We start from the raw sequence: 18,045 nt of genomic DNA on the forward strand, positions 1-18,045 counted from the left end.
CTGAAAAATCGGATTAAAATCTTGCGTATATTACCGCAGATTTGATGTTACGCCTACTCAAAAGCAGTGCGCTGCCCTATACTTGGGCAAACCTCTGTTTGCCGGGATAAGTTTGTTTTAACGGCGGGAACTTTATGATGGTTTTTACCCTAATAAAATAATACTACCTAAAGGAATGATAATGCCTCTGAAACTTTCTTTTCTTGTGTTTTCCCTTTCTTTGTTGGCTGCTTGCGGCGGGCGTTCTTCAGAAACGCCGGAAAAGGCCGAAGTTCAGGCCAAGCCGTCTGAAACCGTGGCTGCCCCGCAAAACCGGTTTCCCGAAACGGCTGCTTTAAAAATCTATAACTGGTCGGATTATGTTGATCCGAAAACGGTTAGGGATTTTGAAAAGCAGTTTGGCGTAAAGGTTACTTACGATGTGTATGAAAGTGATGAAACGCTTGAATCGAAAGTGTTAACGGGAAAATCCGGTTACGATGTGGTAGGGCCGTCGAATGCTTTCGTGAGCCGTCAGATTAAGGTAGGGGCTTATCAGAAGCTCGATAAAAGCCTGATTCCGAACTACCGTCATATCAACCCGAAACTTTTGGAATTGATGAAGCAGGTTGATCCCGGCAATGAATACGCCGTGCCGTTTTTTTGGGGCACGAATACCTTTGCCATCAATACGGAGCGGGTTAAACGCGCTTTGGGCACGGACAAGCTGCCCGATAACCAATGGGATTTGGTGTTTAACCCGGAATACACGGCCAAGCTGAAAAAATGCGGTATCAGTTATTTGAACAGTGCGGCGGAAATGTATCCGATGGTATTGAATTATCTGGGGAAAAATCCCAATAGCAGCAAGCTTGAAGATATTCAGGCGGCCACGGATGTGCTTAAAGCCAACCGTGCCAATGTGAAACGTTTTACTTCTTCCGGCTTTATTGACGCTTTGGCGCGCGGAGATACCTGCGTAACGGTAGGTTTCGGCGGCGATTTGAATATTGCCAAGCGCAGGGCGGCGGAAGCGGGCGGTAAGGAAAAAGTCCGTGTGATGATGCCGAAAGAAGGCGTCGGCATTTGGGTAGATTCGTTTGTGATTCCCAAAGATGCGCGTAATGTGTTTAATGCCTACCGTTATATCAACAACTTTTTAGAGCCGGAAGTGGCGGCGCAAAACGGCAACTTTGTTACTTATGCGCCATCGTCGATGCCTGCGAGAGACTTGATGGAAAAAGAATACAGCAGCGACAATTCGATTTTCCCGAGCGATGAGGATTTGGCCAACAGCTTCATTATGGTGCCGCTGGAGCCTGAAGCATTGAAGGAAATGGTGCGTCAGTGGCAGCAACTGAAAGTGGCTAAATAACAGGCCGGATTGGTTGTATTAAAAAACATCCTCTGTGCTGCCGCATGATGAGCGGTTGAAGCGCAGAGGATGTTAGTTTAGTGAAAAGACCTTTGCAAAAACCGTTCGGTGGCACAGGTCTTATGCCGTCTGAACGTCAGGCATTTAAGTTAACCGAATGTTCGCGTGTTTCGTGGAACACAATATCTGGCCAGCGTTCTTGGGTAAGATTCAGATTCACGCGGTTGGGTGCGAGATAAGCCAAATTGCCGCCCGCGTCGATAGCAAGGTTTACGGCATTGGCTTTTTCAAACTCGGCCAGTTTTTTCTTATCGTTGCACGATACCCAGCGTGCCGACCAAATGCTAGCGTTGTCGAACACCGCTTCTACCCCGTATTCGGCAGCCAATCGGGAAGTAACCACTTCAAACTGCAAAACGCCTACCGCACCCAATATCAAATCGCCGCCGTTGTGCGGTTTGAACACCTGCACCGCACCTTCTTCGCCCAGCTGCTGCAAGCCTTTTTGCAGTTGCTTCATTTTAAGCGGATTTTTAATGCGGACGCTACGGAACAGTTCGGGCGCAAAAAACGGAATGCCGGTAAATGCCAGCTGCTCTCCCTCGGAAAAGCTGTCGCCGATTTGGATATTGCCGTGGTTGGGAATACCGATAATGTCGCCGGCGAAAGCTTCTTCCACCAATTCGCGGTCGTGCGACATAAACGTAACTACGCTGGAGGCGGCAATTTCGCGGTTGATGCGCAGATGTTTGATTTTCATGCCGCGCTCGAATTTGCCGGAGCAAACGCGCAAAAAGGCGATGCGGTCGCGGTGTTTCGGATCCATATTGGCTTGGATTTTAAAGACAAAGCCTGAAAATTTTTCTTCAGACGGCATCACTTCGCGCACGGTGGCATCGCGGCCTTTGGGAGCGGGTGCCCAATCGATCAGCGAGTTAAGAATTTCCTGAATGCCGAAATTGTTGATGGCAGAGCCGAAAAACACGGGAGTAAGTTCGCCCGCCAAAAATTCTTCCAACACAAATTCATTCGATGCCGCCTGAACCAATTCGATTTCGGCGCGCAGATTGTCCATTTCCAGCGGGAACAATTCGTCTAGGCGCGGGTTGTCGATGCCTTCGATAATTTCAAATTCGTGCGGCAGTTTTTCACCGCCCGCGTCAAACAGGTAAATTTCATCATTGAGAATGTGATACACACCTTTGAAATTCTTGCCCATACCGATCGGCCAAGTAACCGGCGCACAGCGGATTTTGAGAATGTTTTCCACTTCGTCGAGCAATTCGAGCGAATCGCGCACTTCGCGGTCGTATTTGTTCATAAACGTAACGATGGGCGTGTTGCGCAAGCGGCAGACATTCAACAGTTTGATGGTTTGCGCTTCCACACCTTTGGCCGCATCAATCACCATCAACGCGCTGTCGACGGCGGTAAGCACACGGTAGGTATCTTCCGAAAAGTCTTGGTGGCCGGGGGTGTCGAGCAGGTTGACGGTGTGGTCTTTATACTCGAACTGCATCACCGAAGAAGCAACGGAAATGCCGCGCTGCTTCTCGATTTCCATCCAGTCGGAAGTGGCGAATTTGCCGGTTTTTTTACCTTTTACCGTACCGGCGCTTTGAATCGCACCGGAAAACAGCAACAGTTTTTCGGTTAAGGTGGTTTTACCCGCATCGGGGTGGGAAATAATCGCAAAGGTGCGGCGGCGGCGCACTTGTTCTAAAATTTCGGACATATCTTCTCGTATGGCAAAGGGTTTCAGACGGCCTGAAAAAACGGCGGATTATACGGAAAAACGCTTGTTTTTTCAATGTTCAATCGCTATCGAAAGGCCGTCTGAACCAGCGTTCAGACGGCCTGAAACCTTTGATCGACTATATAAAACCACGCCTTTTCAATCGGCTGCTTTCCAACTGAAAAGGCCTGGTTCGGTTGAGGCGGGCTTACGCCTGAGCCTCAAGTTTGCTTATTGTTGAGCGAAATATTGTTTTTCCACTTTTTCGTATTCGCCGCTTTCGCGCACTTTTTTCAAAGCATCGTTCAGCATATTCAAGGTTTCGGTGTCGCCTTTACGCACGGCCATACCGTAGTTTTCTACTTCAAAATCACGCGGTGCAACCATATTGAAACCTTTGTTGCCGTTGTTTTTGATGTAGTTGTTTACAACCGCGCTGTCGGATACTACGGCATCCAAGCCGCCGTTTTCCAACTCTTTGATAACAAGAGGCAGGCTCTCGAAACGGGCGATTTTGGGGCTGTCTTTACCCAAAATTCTAGAAACGGCAAGGTCGCCCGTTTGGCCGGTTACCACGCCGACTTTCTGGCTGTTTTTCAGGTCTTCAACCGATTGAATGGCTTTGCCTTTTTGAACCAAAATCACTTGGGTGATTTTGAAGTAGGGATCGGTAAAGTCCATCGTTTGTTTGCGTTCGTCGTTGATGGTAATGGCTGAAAGCAAGATATCCACATCGCCGTTGGCCAAGCCGGGGAAAAGGCTGTTCCAAGGTTGGTGTTTGTATTCCACTTTGAAATTGCCCGCTTTAGCCATAGCGTTCATCAAATCGATATCGAAACCCTGAATTTGGTTGCTGCTGTCCATAGATTCAAAAGGGGCAAATTCTGCATTGGTGGCAATGCGGTAAACTTTTTCGTCTGCGGCAGCCTGTTTGCTTTCTCCGGTTTGTCCGCCGCATGCGCTCAAAGCAAAAGCGGAGCAGGCAACGGCGGCGGCTATCCATTTTTTCATGTTCATTTGGGTTTTCCTGATAGAAACGGTTAAAAAATTAATTCTAACATACATACGCCAGAATGCTGCCTGCCGCGGCCGTCTGAAAATACTTTATCGGGCAGGAATCGGGCCGGAGGCAGGCAGCATGGGTTTAAAAACGGCGTTTCAGCTGACATGCCTGCATAATGCTCACCGCCAATTCCTCTACCGATTTGTCTGTGGTGTTGGTAAAAGGAATGGAATGGGTGCGGAACATGCTTTGCGCGTCGGCAACTTCGCGGCGGCAGGTATTGAGTTGCGAATAGTTTGAGTCCGGCCGGCGCTCGTGGCGGATGGCTTGCAGCCGTTCGGGTTGGATGGTTAAACCGAATAATTTGTGTTTGTAGGGTTTAACCATGCGCGGTAAATCGGTGCTTTCCAAGTCGTCGGGGGTGAGCGGATAATTGGCGGCGCGGATACCGTATTGGAGCGCGAGATACAGGCAGGTGGGGGTTTTGCCTGAACGGGAAACCCCCATCAGAATCACATCGGCATCTTTTAAATCTTTACCGCTGATGCCGTCGTCGTGATTGAGTGAAAAGTTAACCGCTTCCATACGCGCATCGTAACGCTCGGTGTCGCCGATGCCGTGGGTGCGTCCCACCGAGTGCCGCGCCCTCAGGCCGAGTTCGCGCTCGATTGTGCCTAAGAAAGCATCGAAAAAGCTCAGGTGCAAACCTTGGCAGGTTTTAATAATGGTGCGGATTTCATCATTGATGATACTGGTAAATACCAAGGGGCGCAGGCCGCTGTCTGATGCGGCGGCATTGATGATTTGCACCATGGCACGGGCTTTTTCAGGGGTATCGACAAAAGGATAGGTTGCTCTTTTGAAATTCACTCCTTCAAATTGATCCAGCAGGGCTTCGCCCATGCTTTCAGAAGTGATGCCTGTGCGGTCGGAAATAAAAAAAGCAGAACGGCGAGCCATTTACGGTTCCTTTTTATGTGAGTGATCGATTTGTCGGATTGCCTTTGTAAAATACGGCCATATCATACCAAGAGCGGCTCCAGCAGGCCATCTGAAAATCGTTATGCGAATGAGTTTGCATCATCAAGCCTTCATTTTCCGGAAACATGGAAATAGGGTCAAACCGGAAGTGAGCGCAACAATACCCGCCGTTTAACTACATTGCACTACAATCAAAATTAAAAAAATTTAAACGCACATTTTGTGTCTTGAAAATATTTTTATTGAAATAAAATGCCAATAGTTTTGGTTTTTGCGTCTGTTGAAAATGCATTGTTTTAAATCAAAACCTATGTTTAACAAGGGCTAACAAGATTTCGGGTTTGTGGTGATGATTTCTTTCATTTGACTACACAGCCCTTTTCCCGCAATTTTTCAAACGGCAGCGTGTATTCTCAGGCAATAAAAATACATGACACTACGGGTTTGAGTGGTTAGAATACCCCCGCGAGATTTATTTCTTTTTTAACTTGTTTAATGGATTTAAAAATGGCTGCAAATTACGTGATTTGGTTTGAAAACCTGCGCATGACTGATGTTGAAAGCGTAGGCGGTAAAAACGCCTCTTTAGGCGAAATGATCAGTCAGCTCACTGAAAAAGGTGTGCGCGTACCCGGCGGTTTCGCCACTACGGCAGAAGCTTACCGTGCTTTTTTGGCGCACAACGGCCTTAACGAACGTATCTCTGCAGCACTTGCGGCTCTGGATGTGGAAGACGTTACCGAGTTGGCGCGCGTGGGTAAAGAAATCCGCCAATGGATTCTCGATACGCCGTTCCCCGAGCAGCTTGATGCCGATATTAAAACCGCATGGGATAAGATGGTTGCCGATGCGGGTACCGATAAAATTTCCGTAGCGGTTCGCTCTTCGGCTACCGCAGAAGATCTGCCGGATGCCTCTTTTGCCGGCCAACAAGAAACCTTCCTGAACATTAACGGTTTGGAAAACGTGAAAGAAGCGATGAAACATGTATTCGCTTCTTTATATAACGACCGTGCCATCTCTTACCGTGTGCACAAAGGCTTTGCGCACGACGTAGTCGCTTTATCTGCCGGCGTTCAGCGCATGGTGCGTTCAGACAGCGGCGCCGCCGGCGTAATGTTCTCTATCGATACCGAATCCGGCTTTGAAGACGTGGTATTCGTAACCGCATCTTACGGCTTGGGCGAAACCGTCGTACAAGGTGCGGTGAACCCCGACGAGTTTTATGTGCACAAGCCTACGTTGAAAGCAGGCCGTCCGGCTATTCTGCGCAAAACCATGGGTTCCAAACTGATCAAAATGACCTTTACCGAGCAGGCGCAAGCCGGTAAATCGGTTCAGGTTGTCGACGTGCCTCAAGAAGACCGTAAAGCTTTCTCTATCAGCGACGAAGAGATTACCGAGTTGGCCAAATATGCTTTGATTATCGAAGAGCATTACGGCCGCCCCATGGATATCGAGTGGGGTCGCGACGGCACAGACGGCAAACTCTATATTCTGCAAGCGCGTCCGGAAACCGTTAAATCGCAAGAAGACAACACACGCAGCTTGCGACGTTACAGCATCAACGGCGACAAGAAAGTATTGTGCGAAGGCCGTGCCATCGGTCAGAAAGTAGGTCAGGGCGTCGTGCGCTTGGTGAAAGATGCTTCGCAAATGGAAAGCGTACAGGCAGGCGACGTATTGGTAACCGATATGACCGACCCCGATTGGGAGCCGGTAATGAAACGTGCGTCGGCGATTGTAACCAACCGCGGCGGACGTACCTGCCACGCAGCCATTATTGCCCGCGAGTTGGGTATTCCCGCCGTTGTCGGTTGCGGAGATGCAACCACCGTGCTTTCAGACGGCCAGCAAGTTACCGTATCGTGTGCCGAAGGAGATACCGGTTTGATTTACGACGGTTTGCTGAATGTGGAAGTAACCGATGTGGCTTTGGACAATATGCCCAAGTCGCCGGTAAAAATCATGATGAACGTGGGCAACCCGGAATTGGCGTTCAGCTTCTCCAGCCTGCCCAACGAAGGCATTGGTTTGGCGCGTATGGAGTTCATCATCAACCGCCAAATCGGCATTCACCCCAAAGCCTTGTTGGAATTCGACCGCTTAGATGCAGAACTGCAAAATGAAATTTCCGACCGTATCGCAGGATATGCTTCTCCGGTAGCATTTTACGTTGATAAAATCGCAGAAGGCGTTGCCACTTTGGCCGCTTCCGTATATCCGCGCAAAGTGATCGTGCGCATGTCGGATTTTAAATCAAACGAATACGCCAATCTCGTGGGCGGCAACCTTTACGAGCCTCACGAAGAAAACCCGATGTTGGGCTTCCGTGGTGCGGCGCGTTATGTTTCCGATGATTTCAAAGACTGCTTTGCTTTGGAATGCCAAGCTCTGAAACGCGTTCGCGACGAAATGGGCCTGACCAACGTCGAAATCATGATTCCGTTTGTACGCACCCTCAACGAAGCCGAAGCAGTAATCAAAGCCCTGAAAGAAAACGGCTTGGAGCGCGGCAAAAACGGCTTGCGTTTGATTATGATGTGCGAGCTGCCCAGCAACGCATTGCTGGCCGAGCAGTTCCTGCAATATTTCGACGGCTTCTCAATCGGCTCCAACGATATGACGCAACTGACCTTAGGTGTTGACCGCGACAGCGGCGGCCCGATCGCAGGTACGTTCGACGAGCGCAATCCTGCCGTTAAAGTGATGCTGCATTTGGCCATTTCGGCTTGCCGTAAACACAACAAATATGTAGGCATTTGCGGTCAAGGGCCTTCAGACCACCCTGATTTTGCGAAATGGTTGGTAGAAGAAGGTATTGAAACCGTATCGCTGAATCCGGATACCGTGATTGAAACTTGGCTGTATCTGGCTAAAGAGCTGAATAAATAAGCTTGATGCCGTCTGAAAAAACGCCTTGTCTGCTTTAAGACAAGGCGTTTTTATTGACATTGTTTGAAGATTTCATTGCCGTGGTGTTTTCAGTCACGCCCGAGTATGAAGGTTTTTTATTGAAAGAAATCAGGCCGTCTGAATCAAGTGTTTCAGACGGCCTGTGGCGGTTTGTGAATTTATGCAGACAAACCGTTGTGCAATGTTCGAGCGGTGTTTAATGCTTCGTCGGAATCGTCGGCCAGCACGGTAAAATGCCCCATTTTTCTGCCGGTGCGGGCGGATTTTTTGCCGTATAGATGCAGGTGCGCGCGCGGGTGATTTTGCAGCGGCAGCCAATCGGGTTCGCTACCGTTTTTGCCCCAAACGTCTCCCAAAATATTGGCCATGCAGCAGCTCGACAATAAACGGGTATCGGCGGGCGGCAGGCCGCACATGATGCGTACTTGCTGTTGGAATTGGTCGGCGGCGCAGGCATCGATGGTGTGGTGGCCGCTGTTGTGTGGGCGCGGGGCGATTTCGTTGACGATCAGTTCGTTGGTGTCGCCGACCACAAACATTTCCACCGCCAATACGCCGACGTAATCCAGCTCGTCGGCCAAGCGGCGTGCCATTTGCCGTGCTTGCTGCTGCACGTCTGCGCTTAAGCGGGCGGGGACGATGGAGTAGGCGAGAATGCCGTTTTCGTGGATGTTTTCGGCGGGGTTGAAGGTTTGTGTGTTCTCGCTGTTCAGACGGCATACGATCACGGAAATTTCGCCGCGTAAGTCCACCATTTTTTCCAATACGCAATCTACGCCGCCGTGTTCGGCAAATGCGGTTTTGAGTTCGCTCAAGGTTTTGACACGGATTTGGCCTTTGCCGTCGTAGCCTAATGTGGCGGTTTTGAGAATGCCGGGCAGAAACGCGGCGCTGGCTTCGGTAATATCTTCAGGTTTACAGACGGCCTGATAAGGCGCGGTTTGCAGGCCGGCTTTTTGAATCCATGCTTTTTCCTGAATGCGGTTTTGTGCGATGGCCACGCAGTCGCCGCCGGGCGAGACTACGGTGTGTTGGGCCAGAAAGCGCATGGCGTCGGCGTTGACGTTTTCAAATTCGGTGGTAACGGCGGCGCATTTGGACAACTCGTTTAAGGCTGCTTCGTCGTCGAAAGCGGCGCACAAATGGCGGTCGGCAAAGTCGGCGGCCGGTGCGTTGGGATCGGGGTCGAGCACGGTAACCCGGTAGCCCATGGTTTTGGCGGCAACGGCAAACATACGGCCAAGCTGGCCGCCGCCGAGAATGCCGAGGTTGGCGGGAGGAAGGATGGGATTGTGTTTATTCATGGTTGTTATGGAAAACGGTTGGCGTAGCGGTTGGAAACTGTGTTGAACGGAGCGGAATTATAAACCATCGCGTTGGTTTGAGTGGCATTTTCGGCGTGGGGAAACTGCCGAGCAAGGTGTAGTTGCGGGCGCTACTGTTTGAGATGATGTTTGACAGCTTTTTCATAGGTTTGCTTTTTTGCAACGGAATCATGGCGTACAATCGCGGGCGGGGTGCAGCTGCAAGGGTTGGGTTGCGACTGTGCGCAATCGGCGTTTGCTGCCAGATGCTCTATACCGATTGAACGGCTACCGGCCTTATATTGCATGATCGCACCGCTCAGGCGGATGCAGGCCGACTGCATAAAAATGCAGGTACAATCCCCGCTGGTTTTAACTTTTTCAGACGGCTTGTTATACGCCGCCGCGCCGCAAGCAGCGGCGCAGGTTGAACTTTATACCGCCGCCCGTTTCTTTTAACAGTATGGTAAGGCCGTCTGAACAATTGATATCCATACATGAGACATTACACTATCTGCTTCATGCTGACATTTTTTCTCTCGGGCTGTTTGAGCCTGCCGTCGCTTGAAAACCGCACCGAAAGCCGATATCTCGACGTACCGGCTTCCAAACGGTTGACTGCCGCTCTCAAATCCACAGCCAAAAGCAATCAAGATTGGGCAGAGGATACTTCGGGTATTTATATTCTCGACGATGCCCACGATGCCTTCGTTGCCCGCGCCACATTGATCGATTCGGCCGACCACACCCTCGATTTGCAATACTACATTTGGCACAACGACGTTTCCGGCAAAATCCTGTTCAACATGCTGCACAGAGCCGCCGTGCGCGGCGTGCGGGTGCGGCTGCTGCTCGACGACAACAACACAAACGGTTTGGATAACGTGTTGGCTGCACTCAACAGCCATCCCAATATCGAAATCCGCTTGTTCAACCCTTTTCTCAACCGCAAATGGCGCGCGCTCGGTTATCTGACCGACTTTCCCCGTCTCAACCGGCGCATGCACAATAAAACATTGACTGCCGATAACCACGCTACCATTCTCGGCGGACGCAATATCGGCGACGAATATTTCAACATCAGTGCCGACACCGCGTTTGCCGATTTGGATATTTTGGCCACAGGAAGGGTGGTTTCGGAAGTTTCCGAAGATTTCGACCGTTATTGGGCAAGCGATTCGGCTTATCCGCTCGAACGCATCGTGCGTCGTGCCAATATCGACAAAGGTTGGAAAGCTCTTGAGATAGGCGACGACGACAAAAACAGGATTCTGGCCGGATACCGGCATGACTTGGAGCAGTCCAAGCTTTTTGAAGCCATTAAAAACAATCAGCTGGAATGGCGTTACGTTAAAACCAAGCTCGTAAGCGACGACCCTTCCAAAGGGCTGAACCGTGACCGCAACAAACCGCAGATCAGCGAAAAAATCGACGAAGCCCTAGGCTCGCCCGAACAGGAAATTTATCTGGTTTCTCCCTATTTTGTGCCGACCAAAGAAGGCACCGAGGCGATTGCTGATTTGGTGCGGCAGGGTGTTAAGGTAACGGTGTTGACCAATTCGCTTCAGGCCACAGACGTAGCCGCCGTGCATTCCGGGTATGCCCGCTACCGCAAACCATTGATTAAAGCAGGCGTCGAATTGTACGAATTGAAAGCCAACCATGCGGTGCCCAAGAGCAAAGACCGCGGTTTGACGGGTAGTTCGTCAACGAGTTTGCATGCCAAAAATTTTATTGTCGATAAACAAAGGGTGTTTATCGGTTCGTTCAATCTCGACCCGCGTTCGGCCAGACTCAACACAGAAATGGGCGTTGTGATCGAAAACCCGGATTTGGCAAAAACCATGCAGGGCAAACTGCAACAAACCACACCTGCCTATGCTTACAAAGTTACACTGAATCCGAACAACAAGCTGCAATGGCAAGACCCCGAAGACGGCACGGTATCTTCAAAAGAGCCCGAAGCCGGCTTTTGGAAGCGGATAACGGTTAAGATACTTTCGGTGTTGCCGATAGAAGGTTTGCTATAAACATCAGGCCGTCTGAATCAGACGGCCTGAAACGTCGAACAGGTTCCGATACTTTCATTAAGCAAAGTGCTTACAATCGGCAGAGTGTATTTCAACCCGGGCGTAAACAGCTCCCATTTCACGAAAGAAGGCAATGATGAAAAAATGTGTGGTGTTAACGGGCGCAGGCATAAGTGCCGAGAGCGGATTAAAAACATTTCGCGACGCAGGCGGCTTGTGGGAAGGTTATAAAGTCAGCGAAGTGTGTACGCCCCAAGCCTTTGAACGCGATCCGCAAACGGTATTGTCGTTCTACAACATGCGGCGCAGGCAGGCCAATGCCGCAGAACCGAATGCCGCGCACGAATCATTGGTACGCTTGGAGCGGCATTACCGCGTGCATATCATTACCCAAAACGTGGATGATCTGCACGAACGGGCAGGCAGCAGCCGTGTATTGCATCTGCACGGCGAATTGAACAAAGTACGCAGCTGTGTTGATGAAAGCGAAGTATTGGCTTGGACGGGCGATTTGACTATAAACGACACCGACAGCCGAGGCCGGCCTTTACGACCGCATATCGTATGGTTCGGCGAAGAAGTGCAGCTGTTTCCGCAAGCGGTGGAAGAAATGCGCGATGCGGATATAGTGATGGTGGTGGGCACGTCTTTGCAGGTTTATCCTGCCGCATCTTTATTGAATTTTGCTCCGCCCGAAGCAGAATGTTTTTTGGTTGACCCGAATCCGCAGCATGCAGGCGCTCCGGTGGAAATTTTGCCTAAAAAAGCTTGCGAAGGCGTGCCCGAGTTGGTGGAAGAATTGATTCGTCGGGCGGAAAAAGCGCATGACGATTAGGGGTTGATGTCTTGCAAAATCAGCAATGGTTTTGAACTATTGCATTAGAGTTAAGCTGCTTAATTTTAATAACAAAACCGTTATGCTCGGGCTTGACCCGAGTATCTTGAGTTTCAGCCAATTTAAGACATACTTGGGCAAAGCCCGAGCATGACGAATATACTGTTTTTAAATTGATTGACTATTGACTATATAGTGTTGTTTATCTTTTGCATCGAGGCCGTCTGAAAAATATTTTCAGACGGCCTCGATGTATTGGCATGCACGCTGGTGCAATTGCAAGTTTAATCACATCAAATGCTTAAAACCCTGCCTGCTGTTCTAAGGCTTCAACCAGTTTGTCGTCCAGTTTGAGTGCTTGCGACAGTTGGGAAAGAAACACGATTTCTTTGCGTGAAAGCTCGCCGCACACCATGCGGGCGGCCAAGTAGGCTTCGGCGGCCAGCGCGGGGTTGTTTCCGATATCGCGGGCAATGTCTGCGGCCGATGCGGGGCTGTTTATTTGAGACTCGACCCATCGGGCTGTTTCGGGATCATTTCCGCTTTCAGACTGAATCAGGTTGCGCTCTTCGTCTTCGATCACACCGTCTGCGGCGGCAGCGGCAATCATGGTGCGCAGAATCACCCGTCCCGCATCTTCGGCTGCTTGGCCGGTAGGCTCGAATGAAGCTTGGTTCAGCACAGGTTGCGCCGGATTGTTGCCGTTGGCGTTTTGGTTGTTGCGTTGCCAGCTTTGGTAAGCATGGTAGGCGAGCATACCCAATGCGGCCATCGAACCTGCATTCAGCAGTTTTTTAGAGCTTTTTCTTTTTAACAGCATAGAAGCCAAACCGGTTACGGCAGCGCCGCCGCCGATTTTTCCGAGCAGGCTGCTGTTTCTACCGGCATGGCTGCTGCCTTTTTGTACGGTGTTTAAAACTTGGTTTAAGAGGTTGTTGAAGTTCATGTGCGTCCTTTCATTGATGTGGCTGCGCTGATATGGCGTTATTTGAGGGGAATACAAGCAGGATTTGTGTTAGAGAATGTAGGGATTGGGCAAAGACGGCTTACATTACCGTTTTGCAGGCACGATACCCTTGGGCGGCGGTTATTTGCCCAGCCCTTCCAAAATCGAACATTCCGGGCAGTCGTCGCCTTTACAGGTGTCGTGCAGTGATTGAAGCTCGGCCACCATCTGCTGCAAGGTAACGATTTGTGCGTTTAATGCGGCAATATGGCGGGCGGTGATGGCTTTGACTTCGCGGCTGTTGCGTTCGGGGTTGTCTTGCAGCTTGAGCAGCTCTGCGGTTTGTTGCAGCGAAAAGCCGACCTCTCTGGCATGGCGGATGAATTTCAAACGCTTCAAATCGTTTTCTTCATAACGGCGGTAGCCGCTTTCGGTGCGGGGGGCAGGGGCGAGCAGGCCGTGTTTTTCGTAATCGCGGATTTGTTTGGCAGACAAACCGGTTTGGCGGGCGGCTTCGCTGATGTTCATAAGGCTTGACCTTAACTGTGGGTAAAGGTTTATATTAACACCGTTATGGCAAATAACCCCATATTGTTTACGAAAGGAAAAATCATGGAAACCATCAATATCAACGTCGGCGGCATGACCTGCGGCGGCTGCGTAAAAAGCGTTACCAAAGTGCTGGAAGCGTTGAACGGCGTGGAAAAAGCCGAAGTGGATTTGGCCTCTGCCTCTGCAAAAATTACATTTGATCCGTCTAGAGTACAAACGGCCGAATTGGTTGAAGCCATTGAAGATGCGGGCTTTGACGCTTCTTTGTCCCAATAAAGCGCAAAGGTAGTTTTTATGGCTCAAGCCCGACGTATTTTGCCGAAAACGCCGTGGTCTGCGCCCGCGTGGTGGTCTTTGCGGCCGCAATCTTTGGCGATGCTGTGCTTTGCGCTGGTTTTGTTCGGCGTGGGCGAGGGCATGCTGGTAAACGCTGCTTTGGGTTCTACGCCGTGGACGGTATTGGCGCAAGGTATTGTGGTGCAAAGCGGCCTCGATATCGGCACGGTAACATTTTTAATCAGCGCGGCGGTATTGATGCTGTGGCTGCCTTTGCGCCAACGGCCGGGGCTGGGCACGGTATTGAATATGGTGCTGATTGCGGCGGTGTTGGGCGTGTTTGTGCAGTGGGTGTCTCCGCCTGCCGCTTTGGGTTGGCGGCTGCTGCAATGTGTGGGCGGCGTGGTGGTGATCGGCATTGCTTCGTCTCTCTATCTGACTTGTTATTTGGGTGCAGGCCCGCGCGACGGCCTGATGATTGGCTTGTGCCAAAAAACCGGCTGGCGCGTGGGTGTGGTGCGCACGATGATTGAAAGTTCGGTATGTCTGATCGGCTGGCTGCTCGGCGGCGTGGTGGGATTGGGCACGCTGTTGTTTGCGTTCGGCGTCGGTTGGGTGGTGCAGTTGAGTTTGCAGCAGATTGCCAAACGTTATCCGCAAAATCCGATTTAGGCCGTCTGAAAACCGCGACTGCTTGTTTTTGAATCTGAAAGGCTGAAACCATGCAACAAAAAGCCCGTTTCCAAATCGACGGCATGACCTGCCAAGCCTGTGCCAGCCGTATCGAAAAAGTGTTAAACAAAAAAGACTTTGTTCAGACGGCCTCGGTGAATTTTGCCGGTGAAGAAGCGCAGGTCGTGTTTGACGACGGCCGCACCGATGCCGATACGCTGATTCATATCATTGAAAAAGCAGGCTTTAAGGCCGTGCTGAAAACCGACGCTCTGCCGCGAATCGAAGCCGAACCGCATATCGGCTGGCGGCTGTGGCTGCTGCTGGCGATTAACGTGCCGTTTTTGTTCGGCATGGCGGGCATGATGATCGGGCGGCACGATTGGATGATGCCGCCGATGTGGCAGTTTGTGCTGGCGAGTATCGTGCAGCTTTGGCTGGCTATTCCTTTCTATAAAAGCGCGTGGGCGAGCATCAGGGGCGGGTTGGCGAATATGGACGTGCTGGTAACGGTAGGTACGGCGGCGATTTATCTCTACTCGGTATTTATGCTGTTTTTCCACCCGCACGCACATCACGGCGATATGGCGCATGTGTATTTTGAAGCGGGCGTGATGGTGGTGGGCTTTGTAAGCTTGGGCAAATTTCTCGAACACCGCGCCAAGAAAAACAGCCTTAACAGTTTGGGATTGTTGTTGAGGCTCACGCCGCAGCGGGTTAACGTGCAGCGCGGCGGGCAATGGCAGGAAACACCGCTCGACCAAGTACAGATCGGCGATTTAATCCGCGCCAACCACGGCGAACGCATCGCGGCGGACGGCAGGGTGGAAAGCGGCAACGGCTGGGCCGACGAAAGCCATCTCACCGGCGAATCCAACCCCGAAGCCAAAACCGCAGGCAGCAAAGTGCTGGCAGGCGCGGTGATGACCGACGGCAGCGTGGTTTACCGCGCCGAACAGCTCGGCAGCCAAACCCTGCTTGGCGACATGATGGCGGCTTTGTCAGAAGCGCAAGGCAGCAAAGCGCCGATTGCGCGCATTGCCGACAAAGTAGCGGGCGTGTTTGTGCCTGTAGTGGTCGGAATTGCCGTGTTAACTTTTTTGATTACATGGTATGTGAAGGCAGATTGGGTGACTGCGTTGATGAACGCAGTGGCCGTGCTGGTGATCGCCTGCCCGTGCGCGCTCGGTTTGGCCACGCCCGCCGCAATGATGGTCGGCATGGGCAAAGCGGTGAAACACGGCATTTGGTTTAAAGATGCCGCCGCCATGGAAGAAGCGGCCCATGTGAACGCGGTGGTGTTGGACAAAACCGGCACGCTCACGCAAGGCAAACCGCAGGTAGCGGCGTTGTGGTTGAGGCCGTCTGAAAAAACCGCCGCGATAGACGAAAACGAACTCTACCGCCTTGCCGCCGCCGTCGAGCAAAACGCCACCCATCCGCTGGCCGCTGCTATTGTTCAGACGGCCTTGTCGCGCGGCATAGACATTCCCGAAGCCCGAAACGCACAAACCGCCGTCGGCGCAGGCATTTCCGCCGAGATTGACGGCGCAGGCTTAGTGAAAGTGGGCAAACCCGATTACTGCAATCTCGTGCTGCCCGACAACCTTGATTCCGTATGGCGCATCGCCACCATCGTGGCCGTGTCGGTCAACGACCAACCCGTCGGCGCATTCGCCCTAGCCGACGCACTCAAAACCGACACGCAGGAAGCCGTAGACCGTCTGAAAAACCACGGCATCGACGTTTACATCATGAGCGGCGACAACCAAAACGTGGTCGGCTACATCGCCGGGCAGCTCGGCATCGCCCACGCCTACGGCAATATGAGTCCGCGCGACAAAGCCGCCGAAGTGCAAAAATTGAAAAACGCCGGCAAGGTGGTTGCCATGGTCGGCGACGGCATCAACGACGCCCCCGCGCTCGCCGCCGCCAACGTGAGCTTTGCCATGAAAGACGGCGCAGACGTTGCCGAACACACCGCCTCCGCCACACTGATGCAGCATTCCGTCAACCAAATGGTCGATGCCCTGCTGATTTCCCGCGCCACTTTGAAAAACATCAAACAAAACCTGTTTTTCGCCTTTATCTACAACACCTTGGGCATACCGCTGGCGGCATTCGGCTTTTTGAACCCGATTATCGCGGGCGCGGCGATGGCGATGAGTTCGGTGTCGGTGTTGGGTAATGCCTTGAGATTAAAGCGCGTGAAGATTGAATGACGGATGAAGATGCGCAGAGTACGGCTGCTATTGCCGCTCAATAAGTTTTTGAAATCCGCAAGAAGGCATGGATTTTTGAGCCAAATGATTGGAAGAAAAATGCTTATCAAAGCATCAGAATATCTGTGTGGGAGAAAACAAAGATTAAGAACCGTTGCGGAAAAGTGAACACTTTTCTGCTTTCTTTTTCTTATTAACGCCGATTACTGAAAAACCGTTTTAACATGTCGCTGCATTCATCCGCCAAAATGCCGCCTTTGATTGAGGTATGGCGGTTTAGGCGGATATCTGAAAATAAATCGGTTACGCTGCCCGCTGCACCTGTTTTCGGCTCTTTTGCGCCGTATATCACGCGTTGCACTCTGGCCTGAATCAAGGCGCTGGCGCACATGTTGCAAGGCTCCAGCGTAATATAAACGTCGCAGCCGTCCAAGCGGTAATTGTTTAAGGCTTTTCCCGCAGCGGCCAAAGCATTGATTTCGGCGTGCTGGCTGATGTTGCAGCCGGTAATGCAGGTATTGTGTGCGGCGGCAATGATTCGGTTTTGATGCACAACTACCGCTCCGACGGGAATCTCCCCCAGCAAAGCTGATTGTTCGGCCTGTACCAAAGCTTCCCGCATAAAACGTTCCATTTCGGTTAACGGCGGAAAAACATTTACAGGCGGGTGTTGTTTCAACTTTTCCAGTAACGCAGCTTTTTCAGACGGCTGCAGCTTTTGAGCAGAAATACCGCGTATCATGGCTTCAAGCTGCCATAAGGTGCTGCGGGTAATGGTTAATCCGGCCGCTTTTAACAGCAAAAAGGTTTCAACCGAACCGTGGGCGTGCAAATCGGCGAGTGTGCGGATGTCGAGCGAGTGTAAGGTGTGTAACACCGTAAGCGAAAGCGGAGGATGGGTAAGCTGCATCAGATCGGGCCGTCTGAAAAAAGAGTAAAGATTGTACAAGATATGGAAAGCGCAAGATACCTGCTTGCGTTTTTGGCTGCGGTTGCTAAAGGCGCCCGCTTTGGGAAACATGCCCGAAATAAGCGGAACCGAAACCTTTCAAACCGCTTGTCTGCGCACATTTTTGCGTTTACTGCGGCGATATAGTCAATCCGTTAACATTCGCATCCAAGGATTTTGCAAAGGCTCAGGCCGTCTGAAACCGCCTTGAAACACCTTGCAAATCGGGCGATAATCCAAACGTTTTTACCCTAAACTCGAAAAGGTATC

Annotated in this window: 14 protein-coding genes; 7 read left to right on the forward strand and 7 right to left on the reverse strand. The window is 51.3% G+C overall.

The window, feature by feature from the left end:
* The first annotated feature begins 181 nt into the window (after nucleotides 1-181).
* Nucleotides 182-1,354, forward strand: coding sequence for a polyamine ABC transporter substrate-binding protein (locus AKG43_RS06155; RefSeq protein WP_054599687.1), 1,173 nt, complete (start codon nucleotides 182-184; stop codon nucleotides 1,352-1,354).
* A gap of 136 nt (nucleotides 1,355-1,490) precedes the next feature.
* On the opposite strand, the gene AKG43_RS06160 is transcribed toward AKG43_RS06155, so the two are convergent.
* The 3 genes from AKG43_RS06160 to AKG43_RS06170 form a co-directional block, all read right to left on the reverse strand.
* The gene (locus AKG43_RS06160) at nucleotides 1,491-3,089 is read right to left on the reverse strand and encodes a peptide chain release factor 3 (protein WP_054599688.1); all 1,599 of its coding nucleotides are present in this window, start codon (nucleotides 3,087-3,089) and stop codon (nucleotides 1,491-1,493) included.
* 231 nt (nucleotides 3,090-3,320) lie between these two features.
* Nucleotides 3,321-4,106, reverse strand: coding sequence for a basic amino acid ABC transporter substrate-binding protein (locus AKG43_RS06165; protein ID WP_054599689.1), 786 nt, complete (start codon nucleotides 4,104-4,106; stop codon nucleotides 3,321-3,323).
* Nucleotides 4,107-4,233: 127 nt separating this feature from the next.
* A complete protein-coding gene (locus AKG43_RS06170; protein ID WP_054599690.1) occupies nucleotides 4,234-5,052 on the reverse strand; it encodes a pyruvate, water dikinase regulatory protein in 819 nt (272 codons plus the stop codon).
* 528 nt (nucleotides 5,053-5,580) lie between these two features.
* On the opposite strand from AKG43_RS06170, the gene ppsA reads away from it, so the two are divergent.
* Nucleotides 5,581-7,968 (forward strand): phosphoenolpyruvate synthase, encoded by a 2,388-nt coding sequence (gene ppsA / locus AKG43_RS06175; protein ID WP_054599691.1) that lies wholly within the window; start codon nucleotides 5,581-5,583, stop codon nucleotides 7,966-7,968.
* A gap of 179 nt (nucleotides 7,969-8,147) precedes the next feature.
* On the opposite strand, the gene AKG43_RS06180 is transcribed toward ppsA, so the two are convergent.
* Nucleotides 8,148-9,293, reverse strand: coding sequence for a 5-(carboxyamino)imidazole ribonucleotide synthase (locus tag AKG43_RS06180; RefSeq protein ID WP_054599692.1), 1,146 nt, complete (start codon nucleotides 9,291-9,293; stop codon nucleotides 8,148-8,150).
* 497 nt (nucleotides 9,294-9,790) lie between these two features.
* Between AKG43_RS06180 and AKG43_RS06190 the strand changes: the two genes are divergently transcribed.
* Together AKG43_RS06190 and AKG43_RS06195 are read left to right on the forward strand one after the other, a co-directional pair.
* The gene (locus AKG43_RS06190) at nucleotides 9,791-11,323 is read left to right on the forward strand and encodes a phospholipase D family protein (RefSeq protein WP_054599694.1); all 1,533 of its coding nucleotides are present in this window, start codon (nucleotides 9,791-9,793) and stop codon (nucleotides 11,321-11,323) included.
* A gap of 136 nt (nucleotides 11,324-11,459) precedes the next feature.
* The gene (locus AKG43_RS06195) at nucleotides 11,460-12,158 is read left to right on the forward strand and encodes a Sir2 family NAD-dependent protein deacetylase (protein ID WP_054599695.1); all 699 of its coding nucleotides are present in this window, start codon (nucleotides 11,460-11,462) and stop codon (nucleotides 12,156-12,158) included.
* Between the two features lie 301 nt (nucleotides 12,159-12,459).
* Here AKG43_RS06195 and AKG43_RS06200 read toward each other — a convergent pair whose 3' ends face one another.
* Both AKG43_RS06200 and cueR read right to left on the reverse strand, forming a co-directional pair.
* Nucleotides 12,460-13,104 carry a tellurite resistance TerB family protein gene (locus AKG43_RS06200; protein WP_054599696.1) on the reverse strand — a complete coding sequence of 215 codons (645 nt, stop codon included), beginning with the start codon at nucleotides 13,102-13,104 and terminating at the stop codon, nucleotides 12,460-12,462.
* A gap of 141 nt (nucleotides 13,105-13,245) precedes the next feature.
* Nucleotides 13,246-13,632, reverse strand: a complete 387-nt coding sequence (gene cueR / locus AKG43_RS06205) for a Cu(I)-responsive transcriptional regulator (RefSeq protein WP_054599697.1) — start codon at nucleotides 13,630-13,632, stop codon at nucleotides 13,246-13,248.
* Between the two features lie 84 nt (nucleotides 13,633-13,716).
* Between cueR and AKG43_RS06210 the strand changes: the two genes are divergently transcribed.
* From AKG43_RS06210 to AKG43_RS06220, 3 genes are read left to right on the forward strand one after another with little or no spacing between them, the layout of a single operon-like run.
* Nucleotides 13,717-13,932: a heavy-metal-associated domain-containing protein gene (locus AKG43_RS06210; protein ID WP_054599698.1), complete on the forward strand. Its 216-nt coding sequence runs from the start codon at nucleotides 13,717-13,719 to the stop codon at nucleotides 13,930-13,932.
* Between the two features lie 18 nt (nucleotides 13,933-13,950).
* Nucleotides 13,951-14,604, forward strand: a complete 654-nt coding sequence (locus AKG43_RS06215; protein WP_054599699.1) for a YitT family protein — start codon at nucleotides 13,951-13,953, stop codon at nucleotides 14,602-14,604.
* A gap of 50 nt (nucleotides 14,605-14,654) precedes the next feature.
* Nucleotides 14,655-16,826: a cation-translocating P-type ATPase gene (locus AKG43_RS06220; protein WP_054599700.1), complete on the forward strand. Its 2,172-nt coding sequence runs from the start codon at nucleotides 14,655-14,657 to the stop codon at nucleotides 16,824-16,826.
* A gap of 193 nt (nucleotides 16,827-17,019) precedes the next feature.
* On the opposite strand, the gene tadA is transcribed toward AKG43_RS06220, so the two are convergent.
* A complete protein-coding gene (gene tadA / locus AKG43_RS06225) occupies nucleotides 17,020-17,736 on the reverse strand; it encodes a tRNA adenosine(34) deaminase TadA (RefSeq protein WP_054599711.1) in 717 nt (238 codons plus the stop codon).
* Nucleotides 17,737-18,045 lie beyond the last annotated feature (309 nt).

The sequence above is a fragment of the Neisseria sp. 74A18 genome, from assembly GCF_001308005.1.
GTDB lineage: Bacteria > Pseudomonadota > Gammaproteobacteria > Burkholderiales > Neisseriaceae > Neisseria > Neisseria dumasiana.